Source organism: Luteimonas sp. MC1572 (genome assembly GCF_016615815.1).
Taxonomy (GTDB): domain Bacteria; phylum Pseudomonadota; class Gammaproteobacteria; order Xanthomonadales; family Xanthomonadaceae; genus Luteimonas.
Map to the genome: position 1 here is coordinate 382,173 of NZ_CP067112.1, position 23,089 is coordinate 405,261.

Sequence of the window (23,089 nt, forward strand, 5' to 3'; positions counted from 1 at the left end):
GCGGACGCAGCGGCATACGGGCCGCTGGCGCCGTCGCGCATGGAGCCTCCCCCATGCCCAGCGCCGGCGGCAATATCGCCCTGTCCATCCTCGAACTCGGACGCGTGCGCCAGGGCTCCGACCGGCGCAGCGCGCTGGACGGCGCGCGCGACCTGGCGCGCCATGCGGAATCGCTCGGCTACACGCGCTTCTGGATCGCCGAACACCACAACATGCCGGCGGTCACCACCGCGGCGACGTCGCTGGTCATCGCGCATGTCGCGGCCGGCACCAGCACCATCCGCGTCGGCGCCGGCGGCATCATGCTGCCCAACCACGCGCCGTACATCATCGCCGAGCAGTTCGGCACGCTGGCGACGCTGTTCCCGGACCGCATCGACCTCGGCCTCGGCCGCGCGCCGGGCACCGACCAGCTGACGCTGCGTGCGCTGCGCCGCGATCCCGCCAGCAGCGAGCACTTCCCGCAGGACGTGCAGGAGCTGCAGGCCTGGCTGGGCCCGGTGCGCGAAGGCCAGCGCATCGAAGCGGTGCCGGGCTCCGGCACCGAAGTGCCGCTGTGGATCCTCGGCTCCAGCCTGTTCGGCGCGCAGCTGGCGGCGGAGCTGGGCCTGCCCTACGGCTTCGCCTCGCACTTCGCGCCGCAGGCGCTGGACCAGGCGCTGCGCGTGTACCGCGAGCGTTTCAAGCCGTCGGCGCAGCTCGACAAGCCCTACGCGCTGGTCGGCGTGAACATCATCGCCGCGCCCACCGACGAGGAAGCGCGCTTCCTCGCCACCTCGCAGCAGATGTCGTTTGCCGACATGTTCCGCGGCGTGCGCAACCTCACCCAGCCGCCGATCGCGGACATCGAGGCCTACTGGTCGCCGCAGGAGAAGGTGCAGGCGTCGCAGATGCTCGCCTGCAGCATCATCGGCGGCCCGGACACGGTGCGCGCCGGCATGCGCGCGTTCGTCGAGCGCACCGCGGCCGACGAGCTGATGGTGGTATCCGACATCTTCGATCCGGCGCTGCGCCACCGTTCCTTCCAGATCATCGCCGACGCCCGGCCATGACCTTCGACACCCGGGCGGCGGCGCGCCTTCGCCTAAGGTGGACGATCGCCCGCACCGGGCAAACGTCTTCCACGCTCCCGGAGTCACTGTGAATTCCAAGAATCCCCGCGTCCTGCTGCTGTCCGTCGCCGTCGCCACCGCGCTCGCCGCATGTTCCGGCCAGGACGGCACCGCGGCCGCCGCCGCCAGCGCCGAAGCCGCGCGCGTCACCCTCGACGAGTCGCAGCTGCAGGCCGTCAACCGCTTCTCCGCGGCCGACGTCGACCCCGCGGTCGCCGCATGCACGGACTTCGGCGCGCACGTCAACGGACCGTGGCTTGCCGGCAACGCGATTCCGGGCGACCGCACGTCGTGGGGCTCGTTCGAGGTGCTGACCGAACGTTCGCAGCAGATCCAGCGCCAGCTGGCCGAACAGGCCGCAGCGCTCACCGACGCCAGCCTGACCGAGAAGATCGTCGGCGACCTGTGGGCCACCGGCATGGACGCCGAGGCGATCAACGCCCAGGGGCTCGCCCCGCTGCAGGCCGACCTCGACGCGATCGCCGCGATCGACGGTGCCGACGCGCTCGCCGGCTACCTGCACAGCAGCGCCGCCAGCGGCAACAACGCGCTGTTCCGCTTCTACGCCGGCCCCGACTTCAAGGATTCGGCGACCAACATCGCCTATGCCATGCAGGGCGGGCTGGGCCTCCCGGACCGCAGCTATTACTTCGACGCCGCGCACGCCGACAAGCTCGCCGCCTACCAGCAGCACGTCGCGCGCGTGCTCGCGCTGTCGGGCGTGGATACCGCAGCGGCGGACAAGCAGGCTGCCGACGTGGTGGCGTTCGAGAAGCGCCTGGCCGGCGTGTCCAAGTCGCGCGTGGAGCTCTCGCGTGACGCCGAGCTGCGCTACAACCCGGTGTCGCTGGCCGACGCCGAGAAGCTCGCGCCGGCGTTTGGCTGGGCGAAGTTCTTCGAAGCCCAGGGCGTGGCCGCGCCTGCGATGTTCTCGCTCGCCATCCCGGCGTTCCACGCCGAGGTCGGCACCATGCTGGCCGATGTGCCGGTGGCGACCTGGCAGTCCTACCTGCGCTTCCACGCGGTCGACGATGCTTCGCCGTACCTCGGCGACGACTTCGTGCAGGCCAACTACGATTTCTACGCCAAGACCCTGCGCGGCCAGCAGGAGATGCAGGAGCGCGGCAAGCGCGTGCTCGACGCCCTCAACGGCGTGGCCGGCGAGACGCTGGGCCAGATGTACGTGAAGGTCGCGTTCCCGGCCGAGTCCAAGGCGCAGATGGAAGCGCTGGTGAAGAACCTCAGCGACGCGCTGAAGGTGCGCATCGAAAACCTGGCCTGGATGTCCGACGCCACCAAGGTCAAGGCGATGGAGAAGTGGGCCAGCTTCACGCCCAAGATCGGCTACCCCGACGTGTGGCGCGACTGGACCGGCCTTGCCACCTCGCGTGACAGCTTCATCGGCAACGTGCAGGCCGCCAACGCGTTCAACTACGCCTGGAACATGGGCAAGATCGGCAAGCCCGTGGACCGCAGCGAGTGGGGCATGAGCCCGCAGACGGTCAACGCCTACTACCGCTCCAGCGCCAACGAGATCGTGTTCCCGGCCGGCATCCTGCAGCCGCCGTTCTTCGACCCGGCGGCCACGCCCGAGCTCAACTACGGCGGCATCGGCGCGGTGATCGGCCACGAGATGATCCACGGCTATGACGACCAGGGCAGCCGTTTCGGGCCCACCGGCAACTTCGAGAACTGGTGGACCGACGCCGACGCGGCCGGCTTCAAGCAGCTCACCGACCAGCTCGTCGCGCAGTTCAACGGCTACGAGGCGGCGCCCGGCAAGTTCGTCAACGGCAAGCTGACGCTGGGCGAGAACATCGCCGATCTCGGCGGCCTGGCAGTGGCCTACGACGCGATGAAGGCGGCCGCCGGCGCCAGTGCGGATCCGATGACCGACGGCCTGAGCCGCGACCAGCGCTTCTTCGCCAACTGGGCCACGGTGTGGCGCCGCAACTTCACCGACGAGGAACTGGCGGTGCGCCTGGCGACCGACTCGCACGCACCCGCGAATTTCCGCGCGGTCGGTGCACCGTCGAACCTGCCGGCGTTCGCCGCGGCGTGGTCGTGCGAGGCGGGCTCGCCGATGATCCGCGCCGGGAACGACCAGATCGTCATCTGGTAAACGCGGTGCGTGCGCCGCGCCCGGGCAGTGTCCCGGGCCGGCGCCCTTCACGCCGGATTGCGCGATCATGGTGCCGTCCTGGAACGAGGGAACCGACGGCCGATGGCAGCTGCGCGCGCGAAGGCAGGCACCGCCCGGGTGCTGGTGGACCTGTTGAAGCGGTTCGTCGCGGGCGTGTTTCCGTGAGTACGTACGCGCTCGACGCGGTCTTCGCGCCGCGTTCGGTCGCCGTGGTGGGCGCCAGCCCGCGCGAGCGGTCGCTCGGCCGGCTGGTGCTGCAGCAGGTGCGCGAAGGCGGGTTTTCCGGCCCGGTGGGCCTGGTGAACCCGTTCCACCGCGAGATCGAGGGCGTGGCAGCCGCGCCGTCGATCGATGCCCTCGGTTTCCAACCCGACCTGGTGGTGATCGCCACGCCGCCCGGCGAGGTCGCCGCGGTCGTGGCAGCCGCGGCTGCGTGCGGCACCCGTGCGGCGATCGTGCTCACCCGTGGCATGGGCGCCGGCCCGGGCTCGCACAACGCCGCGCTCGAAGCGGTGGCGCGCCCGCTCGGGCTGCGCATCGTCGGACCCAATTGCCTGGGCGTGGTGGCGCCGCATGCCGGGCTGTTCGCGAGCTTTGCCGCGCATCGTCCGCTCGCCGGCGACCTGGCGCTGCTGTCGCAGTCCGGCGCGGTGGCGGCGGGCGTGCTGGAGTGGGCGCATCCGCGCGGGATCGGTTTTTCGGCGGTGGCGTCGCTGGGTGACGCGATCGACGTCGACTTCGCCGACCTGCTCGATTACTTCGCGGTCGACCGCCATACGCGCGCCATCCTGCTGTACCTCGAGGAAGTCCGCGACGCGCGCAAGTTCGTGACCGCGGCGCGCGCCGCCGCACGCGGCAAGCCGGTGGTCGTGGTGCGTCCCGGCCGGCACGTGCCAGCGCCAATGCACGCGCAGACCCACACCGCGCGCCTGGCGACGCCGGACGCCGCGTATGAAGCCGCGTTCCGCCGCGCCGGCCTGCTGCGCGTGCACGCGCTGGACGAGCTGTTCGCCGCGGTGGAGACGCTGTCGCACCTCGGCGACGTGCCCGGCAAGCGCCTGGCGGTGCTCACCAACGGTGCCGGCGCCGGGATGCTGGCGCTCGACCGCCTCATCGACCTGGGCGGCCAGCCGGCCGCGCTGTCGCCCGCGACCGTGCAGCAGCTCGACCGCGCGTATCCGCTCGGCTGGTCGCGCAACAATCCGGTGGACATGCTGGGCGACGCCGACGGCACGCGTTACGCGGCCGGCATGGACGCACTGCTGTCCGATCCCGGAAACGACGCGGTGCTGGTGATGCACGCGCCGACCGTGCTCTCCGATCCTGGCGAGGCCGCGGACGCCGTGGTGCGCACGCTCGCCGCGCGCCCGCGCGGCCTGGTGCGCAAGCCGACGCTGGCGGTGTGGATGGGAGGTGACCCGGAATCGATGGCGAAGCTCGGCGAGGCCGGGATTCCCAGCTACGCCAGCGAGGCCGAAGCCGTGCGCGGCTTCATGTACCTCGTCCGCCATCGCGAAGCGCAGCAGGCGCTGATGGAGACGCCACCGAGCCTGCCCGAGGACTTCGTGGTGGACCGCGGCGCGGCGGATGCGGTGGTGGCCGCCGCGCTGCACGCCGGCGAGGAGTGGCTTGCGCCCGGTGCGGTCGCGACGCTGCTCGAGGCCTACGGCATTCCCTTCGCGCGCGCGCTGCCGGCGGAGGATGCCGCCGCCGCCGCGCGCATCGCCGCACCGATGCTGGCCGCCGGCGGCAAGGTGGCGGTCAAGGTGCTGTCGCCGGACATCGCGCACAAGTCGGACGTCGACGGTGTGCGCCTCAACCTCGCCAGCGAGGACGCGGTGCGCGAGGCAGCGGGCGAGGTGATGCGCCGCGCGGCGGCGCGGCGGCCCGAGGCGCGCATCGCGGGCGTGCTGGTGCAGCCGATGGCGCTGCGGCCGAAGGCGCGCGAAGTGCTGGCCGGCATCGCCGACGATGCGGTGTTCGGGCCGGTGGTGGTGTTCGGCCGCGGCGGCACCGCGGTCGAGGTGATCGACGACAAGACCCTCGCCCTGCCGCCGCTCGACCTGCGCCTGGCGCACGAGATGATCGGCCGCACGCGCGTATCGCGCATCCTCAAGGCCTACCGCGACGTACCCGCCGCCGACGAGCGCGCGCTGGCGCTGGTGCTGGTCAAGCTGGCGCAGCTGGCCGCCGACATCCCGGCGGTGCGCGAGGTCGACATCAACCCGCTGCTGGTCGATGCCGACGGCGTGCTGGCGCTGGACGCGCGCGTGGCGGTGTCGGTGTCGCGGCAGCTGCACAAGGGCCGCGGCCACCCGCGCTTCGCGGTGTTCCCGTATCCGAAGGAGCTGGAGCGCACGATGACGCTCGCCGACGGACGCGAGGCGCTCGTGCGCCCGGTGCGCCCCGAGGACGACGCGATGTTCCGGCACTTCTTCGACAAGGTCAGCGCCGAGGATCTGCGCCTGCGCTTCTTCCGCGCGGTGCGCGACTTCAGCCACGATTTCATCGCCCGCCTGGTGCAGCTCGACTACGCGCGTTCGATGGCGCTGGTGGCGGTCGACGCCGGCAGCGGCGAGATGCTTGGCGCAGTGCGCCTGCTGGCCGATGCCAACTACGACCGCGGCGAGTACGGGATCATGGTGCGCTCCGACCTCAAGGGCGCCGGCCTGGGCTGGCGGCTGATGGAGGAGATGGTGGAGGTCGCGCGCTGGATGGGCCTGAAGGTGATCGAGGGCCAGGTGCTGCGCGAAAACAGCACCATGCTGCGCATGTGCCGGCAGCTCGGCTTCAGGGTGGTGCCGGATCCGGACGACGCCACGGTCATGCTGGTCACGCTTCCGGTACCGCATGGGGACCGGGTGCATCCCACGTGACGCCAGGTGGATGACCGTGTGATGCGCAAGATCCTGCACATCGACATGGATGCGTTCTATGCATCGGTGGAGCAGCGCGACGATCCCGCCCTGCGCGGGCGCCCCGTGGTCGTGGCCTGGCGCGGCGCGCGCTCGGTGGTATGCGCGGCGTCGTACGAGGCGCGCGTGTTCGGCGTGCGCTCGGCGATGCCGGCGGTGCGCGCCGAGCGGCTGTGCCCGGACGCGGTGTTCGTGCCGCCGGATTTCGCGCGCTACAAGGCGGTCTCCCGGCAGGTGCGCGAGATCTTCCTGCGCCATACCGACCTCGTGCAGCCGCTGTCGCTGGACGAGGCCTACCTCGACGTCACCGCGCCGAAGATCGCCTCGCCGAGCGCCACCGAATCGGCGCGCATGATCCGCGCGGCGATCCGCGAAGAGACCGCGCTCACCGCGTCGGCCGGCATCGCGCCCAACAAGTTCCTGGCCAAGATCGCCTCGGACTGGAACAAGCCGGACGGCCAGTTCGTGATCCGCCCGTCGCAGGTCGACGCCTTCCTCGCGCCACTGCCGGTGGGGCGCATTCCGGGCGTGGGCAAGGTGATGGAGGCGAAGCTTGCCGCGATCGGCGTGGCCACCATGGGCGACCTGCGTGCATTCGCGGTCGAGGAACTGCAGCTGCGCTTCGGCAGCTTCGGCGCCAGCCTGCACCGGCGTGCGCACGGCATCGACGAGCGGCCGGTGGAGCCGGACCAGCCGGTGCAGTCGATCTCCGCCGAGGACACCTTTGCCACCGACCTGCCGCTGGAGGAACTCGAGCCCGCGATCCGCGCGCTGGCGGCCAAGGCCTGGGCGGCAAGCCGCAAGACGGAGCGCGTGGGGCGCACGGTGGTGCTGAAGCTCAAGACCGCGCAGTTCCGCATCCTGACGCGCAGCTACACGCCGGAATCGCCCCCGGCCACCGAAGCCGAATTCACGGCGTTCGCGCTTGCCCTGCGGGAACGCGTCGACCTGCCCGCGTCGACACGCTACCGGCTGGTCGGAGTAGGCCTCGGCGGATTCCGCGAGCCCGGGGTTCTGCCGCGCCAGGCGGCGCTGTTCGATCCGCGCTGAGCTCGCCGCGCGGCGGCCGCGGGCGCAGGTCCAGCCACAGGCTGTACGCCGCGGTCAGCGCCGGCAGCAGGTTCTGCAGCACGCCCACCGCGTCCTGCTTTTCCGAGAACAGGAAATACGACAGCGTCATGGCGCTGCCGCACAGGCTGATGATCCAGAAACTGCGCGGCACCACCGCGCGGCCGGCCTGCCGCGAGGCCGCGAACTGCACCAGCCAGCGCGCGCCGAACAGCATGGCGCCTATCAGGCCGATCAGCTTCCATGGCGTCACCACGACGCCCGTCCACGCCAGTGCGGCAATGGTCTCGTTCATGGCATCACTCCTGAGTCCTGCGTTGCGCGTTCGTCGGCGACGGCGCAGGCGCCGCGCCGCAGCAGCCAGAGCACGCCGCGCAGGTCGCTGATGCCGACCAGCGCGCGCCCGAGGTTGTCGTACTTGCTGTGCCCGTGCAGGCGCGGGCGGTGGCCCACCGGCACGCTGAGGGTGCGCCAGCCGGCGCGCTGCATCAGCGCCGGCAGGTAGCGATGCATGTGGTCGAACGCGGGCAGGTCCAGGAACGCATCGCGCGCGAACAGCTTGATGCCGCAGCCGGTATCCGGCGTAGCGTCATTCAGCAGGCGCGCGCGGATCGCGTTGGCGATGCGCGAGGCCACGCGCTTGCTGGCGGAATCCTCGCGCTTCACGCGCCATCCCGCGAACAGGCGCACGTCGTCGTTGGCGGCGGCACGCGCCTGCAGCAGCCGCGGCAGGTCGGCGGGATCGTTCTGGCCGTCGCCGTCGAGCGTCGCCACCCAGGGCGCGCGCGCGACCCTGACGCCGCTGCGCAGCGCCGCGCTCTGCCCGCTGCGCACGCGGTGGCGCAGCACGCGCAGGTGCGGGCGCGTCGCCATGCACCTGGCCAGTGCGGTGTCAGTGCCGTCGTCGGAGGCGTCGTCGACGCAGATGATTTCGTAGCTGTTGACGGCGGTGGCAAGCGCCGCGTCGATCTCGTCGATCAGCGCCGGCAGGTTGGCGGCCTCGTTGAACGCCGGCACCACGACGCTGAGCGTGGGTGTCCACGGGCCGCGTGCCGGAGGAAGGTTCATATTCATGCGACGCACTCCGAGAACACGTCATGGCGGCGATCGTAGAGCGCGGTGCGCACCTCGAGCAATCCGAGCACAGAATGGAACAGGTCGTCGTGGCTGGCCGGTGAATGGGCCCGCCGGCGCAGGCAAGCGTGGTCCAGGTGGCGCGCCACCGCCATGCCCGGCGACAGCCACGCCAGCATCGGCACCTTCTTCTGCGTGTCGGGTGCGATGGCGTACGGCAGGCCGTGCAGGTAGAGGCCGTTCTCGCCCAGCGATTCACCGTGGTCGGAGACATACAGCAGTGCGCTGTCGCGATCGTCGCGGCGGGCCAGCAGCGCGATGGTGTCCGCCAGCAGGTCGTCGGTGGCGAGCACCGCGTTGTCGTAGCTGTTCACCACCTGGTCGCGGCTGCAAAGGCCGAGGTCGTCGGTGTCGCAGGTCGGCGTGAAGCGCCGCAGGCGCTCCGGCGCGCGGCGGTGATAGGCGGGGCCGTGGTTGCCAACCTGGTGCAGCACGATCACCTGGTCGTCGGGCCAGCGATCGATGGCCGCATCGAGACCATCCAGCAGGACCTCGTCATGACATTCGTGCGCGCCGCAGGTCGCCGCGGCCGTGTCATGCATCGACTCGTAGGCCAGGCCGGTGCAGACGCCCTTGCAGCCGGACTGGTTGTCGCGCCAGGTGCTGTGCACGCCGGCGTGTTCGAGCACATGCAGCAGCGATTCCGAATTCGCCAGGCGCGCCTTGTCGTAACCGTCGCGACCGTCCGGCGAAAACATGCACGGCAGCGAGACTTCGGTGCTGGTGCCGCAGGCGTCGACGTCGGCGAAATTGATCGCGTCGGACGCGGCCAGCCGCGGCGTGGTCTGCCGCGCGTAGCCGTTCAATCCCCAGTTCTGCGCGCGCACGGTCTCGCCAATCACCAGCACCAGCAGGCGCGGCCGCGCTTCGGGCGGGCGGGCGGCAAGCACGGCGTCGCCGCCGAGCACGCGGCGCGGGCCCTGCATGGCGCCATCGCCACGGGCGATGGTCGCCGCCGCGACGACCAGGTTGCCGGGCGTGATCAGGTGCCGCAGCTCGCGGTTGTTGCGCATCAGTGCCGAGAGGTCCTGGAACCCGCCGAGCGCGCTGCCGGCGGCAACCAGCGCCAGCGCCAGCAGCCAGCCCAGGCGGGTCAAGCCGGCACGCGCGGGCGTGCGGCGGCGCAGCCGGATGCGCGACAGCACCAGGAGTGGCAGCCCGGCATGCAGCGCCAACGACGGCAGCAGGCCCCAGGCCAGCAGCTCGCCCGCCTCGCGGGCGTCGGTATGCAGCACGTTGCGCACCATGTCGGTGTCGAAATAGATGCCGTACGTGCGCGCGTAGTGGTTGGCCGCGGCGCCCGCCAGCAGCAGCAGCGCGAGCACCGGCTTCGCCAGCGGGCCATGCAGCAGCACGCAGAACAGGAAGGCCTGCAGCGCGAACACCAGCACCAGCAGGCACGCCGCCGCGAGCGCGCCGGATGCGCCGGCCAGCGCCCCGGTCGCGAACACCGCATGCCAGAACGGCCCGTTGCACGCCAGCACGAAGTACAGGCTGGCCCACAGCGCCAGCGATTCCACCGTGATCAGGGGCCGCCAGGTGCGCAGCCGGCCAAGTACGTCGTGGCTGCGGCGCAGCGGCAGTGCGACAACGCTCACGCCACCCGCTCCGCCGGCGTGGGCCACAGTGCGGCCACGGTCACGGCGACGGCCCAGCAGAGGGCCAACGACCACAGGTCGTGCGACAGGAAGTGGGCACCGCGCAGCTGCTGGTCGATGCCGAAGACCAGGCCGATCGCCACGCCGATGGCGAGCCCGGTGCGGCGGCCGCTCGGCGCGACGATCGCAAGCAACGCCGGAACGACCGCCCACGGCAGGAGCGCCCAGCCGCCCGGAGCGCGGCTGGCGTACGCGCTGCTCACGGGCGTCGGCATGGTGAGGAAGTCGGGGCGCATCGCTGGCATCAATGTGAATTGCGACGATGATCGCGGCGCGCTTGTCGGAGAGGCGTGGGAGTTAAGTTCGGGCTTCGTTAATCGCCATCCCGGGCGAACGGTGGCGCCTGGCAGTGCGGGTCGATGTCCGTGCCCGCTACCAGCCACCAGTCCTGGCGGCTGGCGCGGCCCATGCGCAGGGCCCGGCCACGGTCCACGCAAGGGTTGAGTGCTTCGTCTGGCAGCCACAGCCAGCGCCGTTCGGGGGCCTGGGCGGCCCACGCCGCGGCGTCGCGCCACTGCAGGTGCCAGGGACGTTTGAACCCGAACTCGGTCATCGGGCGCCTGGCCTGCAGGAGATGCTGTTCCCGCCATGCCACGGCGCCGAGTTCGCCGTCCGCGCCAATCCGCGTGTCCACCCGCTGCATCAGCGCGCGACCCGAGCTCGAGGCGTCCAGCGCCGGCGCGAGCGCCAGCCCGTACGTCATCCATACCATCGCCGTGAACAGGACGAGCGCGAGCGCGATGCGTCGCCCGCGGAAGACCGCGGCCAGCACCCAGGCACCGGCGCCGAGCACACCGAGCGCCCACAGCAGCGTGCGCATGTCCGCGGGTTCGATGCCACGCGATGCGGCGAGGCGCGCGGCCCAGGCGGCGTCCGCCAGGCCGCTCGTCGCGGCGCCCAGGCACAACGCACCGACCAGCAGCAGCCAGCCGCACAGCAGCCGGCGCACGCCGGCGCGGCGCAGCAGCGCCGGCAGCAGCGGTGCCGCGGCCAGGCACAGCGCCGGCAGCGCCGGGAACACATACACCTCGCGCTTGCCGGGGCTCAGCGAAAAGAACAGCAGCACCAGCGCCGCCCAGCCCAGCAGCAGCACGTAGCGCGGATCGCCGCGGCGCAGGCGCCGCCACCACGCCGGCAGCAGCCAAGGCAGCAGCAGGGCGCCCGGCAGCCACAGCGTGGCGATGGTCTGCGCGTAGTACCAGGGCGGCTGCACGTGGTGCCAGGCGTTGACGTAGCGCTCGCCGGTCTGGCGGAAGAGCAGCTCGTGCGCGTAGGCCTGCAGCGCCGGATCCGGGTTGCGCAGCAGCGCGAGGCCGAGCGGTGCCAGCCACACCGCCGCCCCGGCGGCGAACGCGGCAAGCGCGAGCGCGGCATCACCCGCGACGCGCCTGGTAGGGAGATGCGTCTGGCGCCGCCGGACCCCCAGCCACGGCAGCAGCACCAGCAGCGGCAGGAAGCCCACGCCCTTGGTCACCGTGCCCAGTCCCGCGGCGAACATGGCGACTGCCAGCCACCTCCGGTCGCGGCCTGCCAGCAGGTGGCGCAGCAGGGCGCACAGCGACAGCGTGGTCAGCGCCACCAGCACCATGTCGATCTGCGCGCGCTTGGCCTGCAGGCCGAACTGCAGGCACACGAACAGCGCGCCCATTGCCCACGGCGCGTGCCGCCGCGACCAAAGCCGCCCGGCGGCGGCATGTACCAGCGCCAGCGTCGCCAGTGCCGCGAGCAGCGACGGCAGCAGGAACGCCACGCGCCAGTCGCGGACGACGGTCCAGCTGGCGGCCTGCATCCACATGAATACCGGGGGCTTCTCGGCGTAGGCTTCGTGGCCGCGGCGCGGCACCAGCCAGTCGCCGCTGTCCACCATGGCGCGTGCCGCCAGCGCGAACCGCGGCTCGTCCGGGGGCGATGGATCGCGCAGGCCGATTCCCGCGCCGAGCGCGAGCAGGATCAGCAGGGCCAGGAGCCAGGTGCGCGCGTGTCTTGGGGCGGGAGGCAATGGCGGCATGCCGCGGATGCTACCGCCGACACGTGGGAGAATCGTCGGAATCGCGGCGTTCCGACGCCGCTCCGACGTCGCGGCGCGCAGCCTCGCCTGATTTCCGGAGCTCTGCATGCACCTGCTGGTCGTGGAGGACAACCGCAACCTGGTCGCCAATCTCTTCGACTATTTCGAAGCCCGCGGCCACATGCTTGACGCGGCGCCCGATGGCCCCACCGGGCTGCACCTGGCCGGGCACCACGCATACGACGCCATCGTCCTCGACTGGATGCTGCCGCGCCTCGACGGGCCGGAAGTGCTGCGCCGCCTGCGCGAGGACGGCAGCGACGTGCCGGTGCTGATGCTGACCGCGCGCGACGAACTGCCCGACAAGATCATCGGCTTCCGCGCCGGTGCCGACGACTACCTGACCAAGCCGTTCGCGCTGCCGGAACTCGAGGTGCGCCTCGAGGCACTGGTGGCGCGTGCCACCGGCCGCGGGCGCAGGCGCGTGCTCGAGGTCGCCGACCTCAAGCTGGACCTTGCCACGCTGGAGGCCACGCGCGGTGGCCGCGTGCTGCACCTCTACCCGGCCTGCCGCAAGCTGCTGGAAGTGCTGATGCGCGCCAGCCCCGCGGCGGTGACCCGGGACCGCCTGGAGCACGCGCTCTGGGGTGACGATCCGCCCGATGGCGACATGCTGCGTTCGCACGTCTACGAGCTGCGGCGCAGCGTCGACGAACCGTTCGAGCGCAAGCTGATCCATACCCTGCCGCGCGTCGGCTATCGCATCGCCGAGCTGCCGGCAGAAGGTGGTGACGGATGACGGCGCGCAGCAGCCTGCGCAGTCGCCTGACCTGGTCGCTGGTCGGCTACGTCCTGCTGCTGTCACTGACGGTGCTGGCGCACGGGCTGGTCGTCAACGAGCGCGCCGAAGCACTGGTCTGGGAATCACTGCTGGAGGCGGAGTTCGATCACCTCATCGCCCGCAGCGGCGATCCGGGTTATCGCTGGAACGACACCGACACGCTGTCCCTGTACGAAGCGCCGGCCAGGCCGCTGCCCACGGAGCTGGCGGCACTGGAGCCCGGCGTGCACGACGAGGTGAAGCTCGATGGTGTCGACCACGTGCTGATGGTGCGTGACATCGGCGGCAGGCGGCTGGCGCTTGCGCTGAACATCACCGACCTGGAGCGGCGCGAGCGCGAGCTGGGAATGAGCATGCTGGCCTCCGCGCTGCTGGTGGCGATGCTGCTGGGGGTGTTCGCGGCGTGGGGCGCGGGTCGGCTGGTGCGGCCGCTGGCCGACCTTGCCGGACAGATCGCCCGCTTGAGCCCGGGGCGCGCGGAAGCACGGGTCACGGTGCCGGACGAGGCGACCAGCGAGCTGGTGGTGATCGCCGACGCGGTCAACGGTTACCTCGCGCGCAACGCCGAGTTCGTCGAGCGCGAGCGCGCGTTCATTGACAGCGCCAGCCACGAACTGCGCACGCCGATCGCGGTGATCGCCGGCGCGGCGGAGCTTGCGTCGGCGCAGCCGGGCGTGCCGCCCAAGGCGCTGGAGAAGCTGCAGCGCATCCACCGCACCACCCGCGACATGGAGCGGCTGGTGTCGCTGCTGCTGGTGCTGGCCAAGGAGCCGGCGCGGCTGGCGCGGGCCAACGACCGCATCGCGCTCGGCGAGCTGCTTCCGGAAATCGTCGAGGACCACCGGCCCATGGCCCTGGCCAAGGGCCTGCAGCTGGTGCTCGTGGAGGCGCCGCCGTGCGAGCTGCTGGCCCCGGCTCCGGTGGTGCAGGCGGCGATCGGCAACCTGTTGCGCAATGCCATCGAGAACAGCGGTGGCGGCGTGATCCACATCCGGCTGCGGGCGGACGCGGTGGTCGAGATCGACGATCCCGGGCAGGGCATGTCGCCGGAGGAAATCAGTGCCGTGTACGCGCGCGCCGCGCGTGGCGGCACGCGCGATGGCGGCGGCATCGGCCTCGACCTGATCACCCGGCTGTGCGCGCACCTGGGCTGGGGCCTCGCGATCGATTCGCGCCCCGGCGAGGGCACCACCGCCCGCCTGGATCTGGGCGCGTCACGGGTGCCGTCCGGCGCGGTGTAGGCTTCGGTGCTGCGTCGGCCCCCCAACCGGCGAGGTGCGCGACATGCAATTCGCCTGGCCCCTGGTGCTGTTCGACCTCGATGGCACGCTGGTCGACAGCGCCGCCGACATCGCCGAAGCGGTCAACCGCACGCTCGACGAGCTCGGCCATCCGCGCCAGCCGGAAGCTATGGTGCGCAGCTGGATCGGCCTCGGCACGCGCGTGCTGATGGAGAGCGCGCTGCAGCATGTCGCCAGCCGCACGCCGGTGGATGAGGTGCTGCCGCGGCTGATGCGCCATTACGGCGACTGCCTGCTGCTGCAGGCGCGCCTGTATCCCGGCACCGTGGAGACGCTTGACGCACTGCACGCCGATGGCGTGGCCATGGCGATCTGCACCAACAAGCCCGAGCGCTACGTGGGTCCGCTGCTCGAGGCGATGGGCATCGCCCACCGCTTCGACGGCATCGTCGGCGGCGACACGCTTGCCGAGCGCAAGCCGCACGCACTGCCGCTGCTGCACCTGGCCGCGCAGCACGGCCGGCGTGTGGACGAATGCCTGATGGTCGGCGACTCCGAGGCCGATGCCGGCGCCGCGCAGGCCGCCGGCATGGACCTGGTGCTGCTGCGCCACGGCTACCCGCGCGACTTCGACCTGGAGCGCGCGGGCGCGGTGGCGGTTCTGGATGGTCTGGAGGGGTTGCTCGCGCTCCGCGGCTGACGGCAACCCCGCGGCAACCCGCGGTCAGGGCCGCTGCTGGTAGCGCAGCGTCAGCCCGTATTCCCGCCCCGGCTGGTTGAACCAGGCGATCGTTTCGTATTCGCGGTCGAACACGTTGGCCACCCGCGCCTGCAGCGTCCACTCGCTGCTGATCGCGTATTCCAGGCGCAGGTCGAGGGTGCCGTAGCCGCCGAGGCGCGCGCTGTTGGCGGCATCGTCGTAGCGCGCGCCGTTGCCGAAGCCGCTCATGCCGATGCGGAACGCGCCCAGCGCGCGGTCGATGTCGACGCGCGCGGTGTTGCGCGAGCGGCGCGGCAGCAGGTTGCCGTGGTTGCTTCCGACACTGCGGTTGCGCGGGTCGATGTGGCTCAGCTCGGCGTTGAGGTCCCAGCCGGCCAGCGACATGAAGCCGGTCAGCTCGGCGCCGCGGATGCGTGCCTCGTCGACGTTCACCAGGGCAAACGCCGTGTCGTAGCCGATCAGCTCCTCGATGTCGGTCTGGAACGCGTTGACGGTCCAGTTCCAGCCCTCGCCGAACTGCGCCAGCCCGAGGTTCACCGTCCGCGATTCCTCGGGCTCCAGGTCCGGGTTGCCCCAGCCACCGGGGTAGTACAGGTCGTTGAAGGTCGGCACCTTGAAGCCCGTGCCGGCGCTGGCGGTGAAGCGCATGCCGTTGGCGAACTTCAGGCCGTAGCCGACGCTGCCGGTGGCGTGGCCACCGAACTGCTGGTTGTCGTCGTGGCGCAGGCTCGCTTCGTAGCTGTGCGCGCCGCTCCCGCCCTGGTAGGCGAGGAACAGGCCCGCGTTGTCGCGGCTGTCGACGGTGAAGCCGGTGCTGCCGGTCACGCGGTCGCGCATCCAGTCGACGCCGGCGCTGACGAGGTGCGTTTCGGCCACGCTGAGGTCGCCCTGCACCGACGCGGTGTCGCGACGGGTTTCGAAGGTGCTGGCGAAGCTGCGGGTATCGGTGGCGTGGTCGAAGAAGTGGCTCTCGGCCAGGTCCTCGGCGCGGCCGACTCGCACGTTGACGTCGGTGCGCGCGTCCGGGCGCCAGCCGAGGCGGGCACCGAACACCTGCTGGCGGTTGTCGGCCTCGTTGCCGCCGAACACGGTGCCGTCGTATTCGTTGAAGGCGTCGGCGACCAGCGCGTGGCCTTCCAGCTCCACGGTCTCGCCGAGGGTGCCGCCGCCACGCACGCTCAGCGATGCGTTGCGGTAGCCGTCGCGGTCGGGTTCGTCGGCATAGCAGCCCGCGCCCCAGCCGGCGGCGGTGCCGCGGCAGGAGTCGATGCCGTCGGTCCGCTGCCACGCGCCCTGCGCCTGGAACCAGCCGCGTTCGCCGGTATGGCCGATGCCGGCGCTGGCCTGGCGCAGGTGGTTGCTGCCGATGCCAAGGCTGAGGTTGCTGCGCGTGCCGGCGCCGGCGCGGCGAGTGAACACCTGGATTACCCCGCCGATGGCTTCGGAGCCGTACAGGCTGGACCGTGGGCCGCGCACGATTTCCACGCGGTCGATCTGGTCGAGCGGCAGGTCCTGGAACGACGCCATGCCGGCCGAGGCCGAGCCGATGCGCACGCCGTCCACCAGCACCAGCACGTGGTCGGATTCCGTTCCGCGCACGAACAGCGACGACAGCTTGCCGGGGCCACCCTGATTGGCGAGGTTGATGCCGGCGCGGCCGCGCAGCAGTTCCTGGAGGGAGGTCGCCTGGCTGCGCTCGATGGCGGCGCGGTCGAGCACCTGCACCGGCACGTTGCTGTCCTCGGCGTTGATCGCGGTACGGGTGGCGGTGACCACGATGGTGTCGAGGTCGGTGGACTGGATGGCGCCGGCGGCGAAGGCCGCGGGTGACAGGGCCAGGGCAACGGCAAGGGTCGAGATCCGGTACTGCGGTTTCATGCGTGTCTCCATGCGTCGCGCACGCCCGCGCGACAGTGTCGTGGAGGTTGCGGGCAGGGAGCGGGGACGGAAGGAGACGTGGCGAGGCACGGCGCACTGCCGCCGCAACGCCCTCCGCGTCACAACCAGTCGTCTTTCGGGCCGGTCTCCGGGCTTGCGGGCGGAGCGATGCAGCCGCTCCAGCCCCGGCGCCTTCCCGTGCGATGCACAGTGGCGGTTTGCCGGGGTGTTCCACGCTTACCGTTGCGGGGGCAGCGCCGGAGTGCTTCGCACGCCTTGGTGGCGGGCGGAAGGTCACCGGCTTCCCGTTTCAACCGTTGGGGGAAGCCCCGCGGGTCACCAGAAAGTGCGCGCAGTCTACGGCATCGCGCCGTCGTCGTCCTGCATCACCGTGGTGGTCACCGGCCCCGCCGGCGGGCGGTTGCGCGGCGCAGGCAGCTGCGCGATCGCCTCTTCGGCGGCCGCCACCAGCTCCACGCGGCGCGCATCCGGCACGTCCTGCCAGTGGCAGTCGCACAGCGCGCCCTCGAGCGAATACAGCAGGTTGAGGCTGGGCTTGAAGCCGGCGCGCTTGATGCGCATGAAGGCGTCCAGCGGCCCGGCGGCGATCAGGTCCTCGGGAGTGCGCAGCCCGACCTGGCGCAGCCACGCGGCCGACTTCGGGCCTATGTTGCGCATCTTGAGCGGCGGTGGCGCGCTCATTGCCCCATGGTTTCCAGATACACGGCGGCGATCTCCTCGAGTCCCCTCTGGTCAGTAACGTCAAACCGGCCGGGAACCGGACTGTCGAGGTCGAACACCCCGACCAGCGCGCCGTCGTGGAACAGCGGCACCACCAGCTCCGAGCGTGATGCGGCGTCGCAGGCGATATGGCCGGGGAAGGCCTCGACGTCGTCGACGCGCTGGGTGAGCGCAGTGCGCGCCGCGGCGCCGCACACGCCGCGGTCGAGCGGAATGCGCACGCAGGCCGGCTGCCCCTGGAACGGACCGACCACCAGTTCCGTGCCGTCGAAGAAGTAGAACCCGACCCAGTTGAGGTCCGGCAGCGCGTGGTAGACCAGCGCCGAGAGGTTGGCGGCATTGGCGATGCGGTCGCGTTCGCCGGCCAGCAGTGCGCGTGCCTGCGCGACGAGCTGCGCGTACTGCTCCGGCTTGTCGCCGCTTAGAATCTGCGAGGTGAACATGACAGCGAGTGTAGCGCGCCGTGTGCTGGTGACCGGCACCGACACCGGCGTGGGAAAGAGCGTTGCCAGCGTCGCGCTGATGCATGCGCTGCGTGCCCGCGGGCTGCGCGTACGCGGCATGAAGCCGGTGGCCGCCGGCTGCGATGCAACACCGCACGGCCTGCGCAACGAGGATGCGCTGGTCCTCCAGGCCGCCAGCGACCCGCCCGCGGCCTACGCCGACGTGAACCCGTGGGCGCTGCCCGAGCCGACCGCACCACAGCTGGCGGCACGCGCGGCGGGGGTCGGGGTCGCGTTGCCGCCGATCGTGGCGGCCTACGCGCGGCTCGCGGCGGAGGCCGACGTGGTGGTCGTGGAGGGCGCCGGTGGCTGGCTCTCGCCGCTGGCGGACGGCATCGAGCATGCCGACCTCGCGCGCGCGCTGCAGCTGCCGGTGCTGCTGGTGGTCGGGCTGCGCCTGGGCTGCCTCAGCCATGCGCGGCTGAGCGCCCGGACAATCATCGGCGACGGCTGCAGGCTGCTCGGCTGGGTGGGTTGCGCCGTGGATCCCGGGTTCGCCCGCGGCGACGACTATCTCGACCTGCTGCGCGACGCGCTGCCCGTGCCGTGCCTGGGGGTGGTGCCGCACGCTGGCGCGGTGCCGGACCCGGGCGTGTTGGCGGGCAGCCTGCACGCCGCGGCCGCCGCCGTCGCCGGCGACTGACCCGCGGCGCCTGCATCAGGCCTCATGCGGCAGCGGCTGCATGCCCGCGTCGCCCGCCGCATCGGGTTGCGCGGCAGCGCCTGCGCGGTGGTCGCGCGCCAGGTACAGGTAGAACGCCGGCAGCACGAACAGGGTGAACGTGGTCCCGATGGTCATGCCCGCGGCGATCACCACGCCCATGGAAAACCGCGCCGACGCGCCCGGGCCGCTGGCGATCAGCAGCGGGATCATCGCGAACACCAGCGCGGCGGTGGTCATCAGCACCGGGCGCAGGCGGATGGCCGTGGCCTCCTCGATCGCCTCGCGCTTCGACAGGCCGCGCTCGGCCTGCAGCTTGTTGGCGAACTCGACGATCAGGATGCCGTGCTTGGAGATCACGCCGACCAGCGTGACCAGGCCCACCTGGGTGTAGATGTTGATGCTCATCCCGGGGAAGGCCTCGATGCCCGAGAACTGCAGGATGCCCGCCACCATCGCCAGCACGTTGAGCACCAGCAGCGCACCGCAGATCGCCATCGGCACGGTGATCAGCATGATCAGCGCGTCGCGGAAGCTCTCGAACTGCGCCGACAGCACGAGGAAGATCACGATCAGCGCGAACGCCAGCGTCACCAGCATCGTGGCGCCCTCCTGCTTGAACTGGCGCGACTCGCCGGCGAAGTCGACGCTGTAGCCCTGCGGCAGCACCTCGGCCGCGGCGTCCTCGAGCACGCGCAGCGCCTCGCCCTTGCTCACGCCGGGGCGCGGCGCGAAGGTGATGCCCACCGAGTTCAGCTGCTGGAACCGCTTCAACGACTGCGGCTGCGTGCTCTCCTTGAGCGTGACGATGGTCGACAGCGGGATCAGCCGGCCGTCGCGGGTGCGCGTGTAGTAGTTGCCCAGCTGTTCGGCATTGAGGCGGTCGCTGCGCTGCACCTGCGGGATCACACGGTATGAGCGGTTCGCCATCGCGAAACGATTCACGTAGGCGCCTGCCAGCATCGCCGACATGTCCGCGGCCAGGGTGCGCATGTCGATGCCGAGCGTGGCGGCCTTGTCGCGGTCGATGTGCACCTCGATGCGCGGCTTGTCGATCTTCAGGTCGGTGTCGAGGAAGATGAAGCGGCGACTCGCGTTGGCACGCTCGACGATGGCATCGGCCAACTCCTTCAGCTGCTCCAGCGAACCGATGCCCGACACCAGGAATTCACCGCCGCCGTCGCCACCCGCGCTCGGCAGCGAGGGCGGGATGACGGCGAAGGTGTTGAGGCCGGTGACGCTGGCAAGCTTCGGCTGCAGGTCCTGCTGCAGCACCTGGTTGGTCGAGCGCTCGCGCTGGCTCCAGGGCTTGAGGACGAAGCCCGCGATGGCGCTGTTGCTGGCCCCGCCGCCGCCACCGAAGCCGCCGTTGAACAGGAAGAAGTCGCCGACTTCCGGCACATCGCGTGCCATCGCCGTCATCTCTTCGGTGTAGCGCTCCACGTAGTCGAGCGTGGTGTAGGCGTCTGCACTGCCGATGGCGAAGATGAAACCCTCGTCCTCGACCGGCGCCGGCTCCTTGGGCGCCACCACGTACAGCAGCACGCAGGACACCAGCACGATCGCGCCGAACACCGCGATCACGCCCCTGGTAGCCAGTGCGCCGTGCAGGCGCCGCTGGTAGCCGTGGCGCAGGCGCTCGAAGCGGGTGTCCAGCCACGACTCGAGCCGGCCCTTGCCGCCCGCGCCGTGCGGCTTGAGGATCTTCGCGCACATCATCGGCGTGAGCGTCAGCGCGATCACGCCCGACAGCAGCACCGCGCCAGCGAGCGTGAACGCGAACTCGGTGAACAGCACGCCGGTCAGGCCGCCCTGGAAGCCGATCGGCAGGTACACGGCGACCAGCGTGGTGGTCATCGCCACCACCGGCCAGGCCAGCTCGCGCGCACCCTTGAGCGCGGCGTCCTTCGGCGCCATGCCCTCCTCGATGTGGCGGTGGATGTTCTCGAGCACGATGATCGCGTCGTCCACCACGATGCCGATCGCCAGCACCATCGCCAGCAACGTCAGGAGGTTGATGGTGAAGCCCATCAGCAGCATCAGGAACAGCGCGCCGACCAGCGACAGCGGCACCGTTACCGCCGGGATCAGCACGCTGCGCAACGAGCCGAGGAACAGGAAGATCACCACGATCACGATGACGATCGCTTCCACGATGGTGGTGATGACCTCGTTGATCGCGTCCTGGATCGCCTCGGTGCTGTCGTAGGGGATGGTGCCCTCGATGCCCTCGGGCAGCTGCGGGATGATCTCCTCGTCCCACACGCGGCGCACCTCGGCGATCACGTCGAGCGAGTTGGCGTCGGGCGAGACGAAGATGCCCATGAAGGTGGCCGCATCGCCGTTGATACGCACCGAGGAGCCGTAGTTCTCGGAGCCGAGTTCGACATCGGCCACGTCGCCCAGGCGCACGATCGCATCGCCCTCCTCGCGCACCACCAGCGCGCGGAATTCCTCCGGCGTGCGCAGGTCGGTGCGCGCGGTGAGGTCGATGCTGACCATCTGCCCCTTGGTGGAGCCCAGTGCGGAGAGCACGTTGTTCGAGCGCAGCGCGGCCTGCACGTCGCTGGCCGTCACCTGCAGCGCGGTCATGCGGTCGGGCTTCAGCCACACGCGCATGGCGAAGGCGCCGGAGCCGTAGATGTCGGCGCGCTGCACGCCTTCGATGGTGGCGATGCGCGGCTCGACGGCGCGGGTCAGGTAGTCGGTGATCTGGTTGTCGCTGAGGCGGTCGCTGGCGAACGACACGTACATCGCCGCCACCTGCTGGCCCTGCTGCAGGTCGATCACCGGGTCCTCCGACTCCTCCGGCAGCTGGCCGCGCAGCTTGTTCACCTTGGCCGCGATCTGGGTCAGCGCCTCGTTGGCGTCGGCGTCGAGGCGGATGTAGGCCTGGATGGTGCTCGCGCCCGCTGCGCTGCTCGACACCAGGTAGTCGATGCCTTCGGCGCTGGCGACCTCGCGCTCGAGCGGCGTGGTGATGAAGCCCTGGATGAGATCGGCGTCGGCGCCGAAGTAGGTGGTGCTGACGGTGACCACCGCATTCTGCAGCTCGGGATACTGGCGCACGTTGAGTTCGGAGAACGCGCGCAGGCCGAGCAGCAGGATGAACAGGCTGACCACCGTGGCCAGCACCGGCTTGTTGACGAAGATGTCGGTGAACGTCATCTCAGCGGTTCTCGGGCGTGGGGTCGGCCTCGGCGGTCGGTTGCACCTTGTCGTTGATGGTCACCATCGCGTCGTTGCGCAATCGCAGCAGGCCGCTGGTGACGACGCGATCCCCCGGCGCCAGCCCTTCGGTCACCGCCACCAGGTCGCCGCGCGTGGCGCCGGTGCGGATGAAGCGCTGCTTGACCACCAGGCGCGGACCCGCGGGCTGGCCGCTTTCGGCGGCGGCCGCCTTCGCGGCGGCGTCGGCCTCGGCATCCGCCGGCGCCTCCTGGATCACGTACACGGCGTTGCCGTAGGGGTTGAAGCTCACCGCGGTCTGCGGGATCACCACCACGTCGCGCACGCCGCCGACATCGAAGCCGACGCGGGCGAACGTGCCGGGGCGCAGGTTGCGTCCGGGGTTTTCGAACGTGGCCTGCACGCGGAAGTTGCGCGTGCTGGCATCGGCGCCGGGCTCGACGGCGGTGATCCGGCCCTCGAACGTCTGCCCCGGCAGCGCGTCGACCGTGGCCCGCACCGCGGTCCCCGGCAGAACAGCGCCCATGCGCTGCTCGGGCAGGGTGAAGTCGAGATAGATCGGGTCCAGCGACTGCAGGCTGACGATCGGGTCGCCGGGATTGACGAACTGCCCGAGGTTGACGCGGCGGATGCCGAGCATGCCGTCGAACGGCGCGCGGATCACCTTCTGCGCGATCAGCGCGCGCTGCGCGTCGGCCTGGGCCACGGTGCTGGCGGCATCCGCGGCGCGCTGGTCGACCTCGGCCTTCGACACCAGGCGGTCGCGTCCCAGTTCGCGCCAGCGGTCGCGCTGGACCACGGCGAGCTTCGCGGCGGCGTCGAGCGAGCGCAGCGCGGCCAGTTCGCCCTCGGTGTTCAGGCGCACCAGCACGGCGCCGGCCTTCACCGGCTGCCCGGCCTCGAACTCGATCGCCTTCACCACGCCGCCGGCCTCGGTGGTGACGTCGGTGCCATTGACCGCGATGAAGGTGCCGACCGCCTCCTCGCTGTCGCTCCATCGTTCCTGCCTGGCCTCGAACGCGGTCACCGCGACCGGGGGCTGCGGCATGTCGTCAAAGAACCGGTTCATTCCGGCATTCAGCACCGCCTTGGCACCGAACACGCCGCCGAACACCAGCGCGGTAAGCAGCAACATCCAGACCATGCGCCGGCGCGCAGAGGGTTCGCGGGCGGGGCGGGACGTGGCCATGGGGAGTCCTCTGCCGCGGGGAAGGGAAATCCTGAACTCCCTGGCACCCCCGTACAAGTGCGCGCGCCGGCATCGCCCGCGAGGCGG

16 protein-coding genes, 2 pseudogenes and 1 riboswitch are annotated in these 23,089 nt (G+C 71.1%); of the genes and pseudogenes, 8 read left to right on the forward strand and 10 right to left on the reverse strand.

What is annotated here, in order from left to right:
• Positions 1 to 53: 53 nt before the first annotated feature.
• From JGR64_RS01770 to dinB, 4 genes are all read left to right on the forward strand, one after another.
• On the forward strand, positions 54 to 1,052 hold the full coding sequence (locus JGR64_RS01770) for an LLM class flavin-dependent oxidoreductase (RefSeq protein WP_199374824.1): 999 nt from the start codon (positions 54 to 56) through the stop codon (positions 1,050 to 1,052).
• 88 nt (positions 1,053 to 1,140) lie between these two features.
• Positions 1,141 to 3,234 carry a M13-type metalloendopeptidase gene (locus JGR64_RS01775; RefSeq protein ID WP_199374825.1) on the forward strand — a complete coding sequence of 698 codons (2,094 nt, stop codon included), beginning with the start codon at positions 1,141 to 1,143 and terminating at the stop codon, positions 3,232 to 3,234.
• 182 nt (positions 3,235 to 3,416) lie between these two features.
• On the forward strand, positions 3,417 to 6,131 hold the full coding sequence (locus JGR64_RS01780) for a bifunctional acetate--CoA ligase family protein/GNAT family N-acetyltransferase (protein ID WP_199374826.1): 2,715 nt from the start codon (positions 3,417 to 3,419) through the stop codon (positions 6,129 to 6,131).
• A gap of 21 nt (positions 6,132 to 6,152) precedes the next feature.
• Complete coding sequence (gene dinB, locus JGR64_RS01785; RefSeq protein WP_199374827.1) at positions 6,153 to 7,220, forward strand: DNA polymerase IV; 1,068 nt, start codon at positions 6,153 to 6,155, stop codon at positions 7,218 to 7,220.
• 16 nt (positions 7,221 to 7,236) lie between these two features.
• Here the strand turns inward: dinB and JGR64_RS01790 are convergent.
• The 5 genes and pseudogenes from JGR64_RS01790 to JGR64_RS01810 all read right to left on the reverse strand — a co-directional run.
• Positions 7,237 to 7,533 (reverse strand): annotated as a pseudogene (locus tag JGR64_RS01790) (lipid-A-disaccharide synthase N-terminal domain-containing protein); the annotation flags it as partial.
• Positions 7,530 to 8,306, reverse strand: coding sequence for a glycosyltransferase family 2 protein (locus JGR64_RS01795; RefSeq protein WP_199375147.1), 777 nt, complete (start codon positions 8,304 to 8,306; stop codon positions 7,530 to 7,532). The gene JGR64_RS01795 and the pseudogene JGR64_RS01790, both read right to left, overlap by 4 nt.
• A 2-nt stretch (positions 8,307 to 8,308) precedes the next feature.
• Positions 8,309 to 9,970 carry a phosphoethanolamine--lipid A transferase gene (locus JGR64_RS01800; protein ID WP_234446978.1) on the reverse strand — a complete coding sequence of 554 codons (1,662 nt, stop codon included), beginning with the start codon at positions 9,968 to 9,970 and terminating at the stop codon, positions 8,309 to 8,311.
• Positions 9,967 to 10,152 (reverse strand): annotated as a pseudogene (locus JGR64_RS13820) (hypothetical protein); the annotation flags it as partial. The pseudogene JGR64_RS13820 and the gene JGR64_RS01800, both read right to left, overlap by 4 nt.
• A 191-nt stretch (positions 10,153 to 10,343) precedes the next feature.
• Positions 10,344 to 12,038: a glycosyltransferase family 39 protein gene (locus JGR64_RS01810; RefSeq protein WP_343225145.1), complete on the reverse strand. Its 1,695-nt coding sequence runs from the start codon at positions 12,036 to 12,038 to the stop codon at positions 10,344 to 10,346.
• A gap of 106 nt (positions 12,039 to 12,144) precedes the next feature.
• Between JGR64_RS01810 and JGR64_RS01815 the strand changes: the two genes are divergently transcribed.
• Genes JGR64_RS01815 through gph form a run of 3 tightly spaced genes read left to right on the forward strand, consistent with a single transcriptional unit; the run spans position 12,145 to position 14,820 of the window.
• Positions 12,145 to 12,837, forward strand: a complete 693-nt coding sequence (locus JGR64_RS01815) for a response regulator transcription factor (RefSeq protein ID WP_199374830.1) — start codon at positions 12,145 to 12,147, stop codon at positions 12,835 to 12,837.
• Positions 12,834 to 14,120, forward strand: coding sequence for a HAMP domain-containing sensor histidine kinase (locus tag JGR64_RS01820; protein WP_199374831.1), 1,287 nt, complete (start codon positions 12,834 to 12,836; stop codon positions 14,118 to 14,120). Before JGR64_RS01815 ends, JGR64_RS01820 begins: the two co-directional genes overlap by 4 nt.
• A 43-nt stretch (positions 14,121 to 14,163) precedes the next feature.
• A complete protein-coding gene (gph, locus tag JGR64_RS01825) occupies positions 14,164 to 14,820 on the forward strand; it encodes a phosphoglycolate phosphatase (protein ID WP_199374832.1) in 657 nt (218 codons plus the stop codon).
• Positions 14,821 to 14,844: 24 nt separating this feature from the next.
• Here gph and btuB read toward each other — a convergent pair whose 3' ends face one another.
• From btuB to JGR64_RS01840, 3 genes are all read right to left on the reverse strand, one after another.
• A complete protein-coding gene (gene btuB / locus JGR64_RS01830; protein WP_199374833.1) occupies positions 14,845 to 16,719 on the reverse strand; it encodes a TonB-dependent vitamin B12 receptor in 1,875 nt (624 codons plus the stop codon).
• Positions 16,720 to 16,840: 121 nt separating this feature from the next.
• Positions 16,841 to 17,078, reverse strand: a riboswitch (cobalamin riboswitch).
• Positions 17,077 to 17,421 (reverse strand): TfoX/Sxy family protein, encoded by a 345-nt coding sequence (locus JGR64_RS01835; protein WP_199374834.1) that lies wholly within the window; start codon positions 17,419 to 17,421, stop codon positions 17,077 to 17,079. It overlaps the preceding riboswitch by 2 nt.
• Positions 17,418 to 17,903 carry a GAF domain-containing protein gene (locus JGR64_RS01840; RefSeq protein WP_199374835.1) on the reverse strand — a complete coding sequence of 162 codons (486 nt, stop codon included), beginning with the start codon at positions 17,901 to 17,903 and terminating at the stop codon, positions 17,418 to 17,420. Before JGR64_RS01840 ends, JGR64_RS01835 begins: the two co-directional genes overlap by 4 nt.
• Between JGR64_RS01840 and bioD the strand changes: the two genes are divergently transcribed.
• Entirely contained in the window at positions 17,902 to 18,606 is a 705-nt protein-coding gene (gene bioD / locus JGR64_RS01845; RefSeq protein ID WP_199374836.1) for a dethiobiotin synthase, read from the forward strand. The genes JGR64_RS01840 and bioD overlap by 2 nt on opposite strands.
• Positions 18,607 to 18,621: 15 nt before the next feature.
• On the opposite strand, the gene JGR64_RS01850 is transcribed toward bioD, so the two are convergent.
• Both JGR64_RS01850 and JGR64_RS01855 read right to left on the reverse strand, forming a co-directional pair.
• Positions 18,622 to 21,792, reverse strand: a complete 3,171-nt coding sequence (locus tag JGR64_RS01850) for an efflux RND transporter permease subunit (protein WP_199374837.1) — start codon at positions 21,790 to 21,792, stop codon at positions 18,622 to 18,624.
• A 1-nt stretch (position 21,793) separates the two neighbouring features.
• Positions 21,794 to 23,002, reverse strand: a complete 1,209-nt coding sequence (locus JGR64_RS01855) for an efflux RND transporter periplasmic adaptor subunit (protein ID WP_199374838.1) — start codon at positions 23,000 to 23,002, stop codon at positions 21,794 to 21,796.
• Between the last annotated feature and the right edge of the window lie 87 nt (positions 23,003 to 23,089).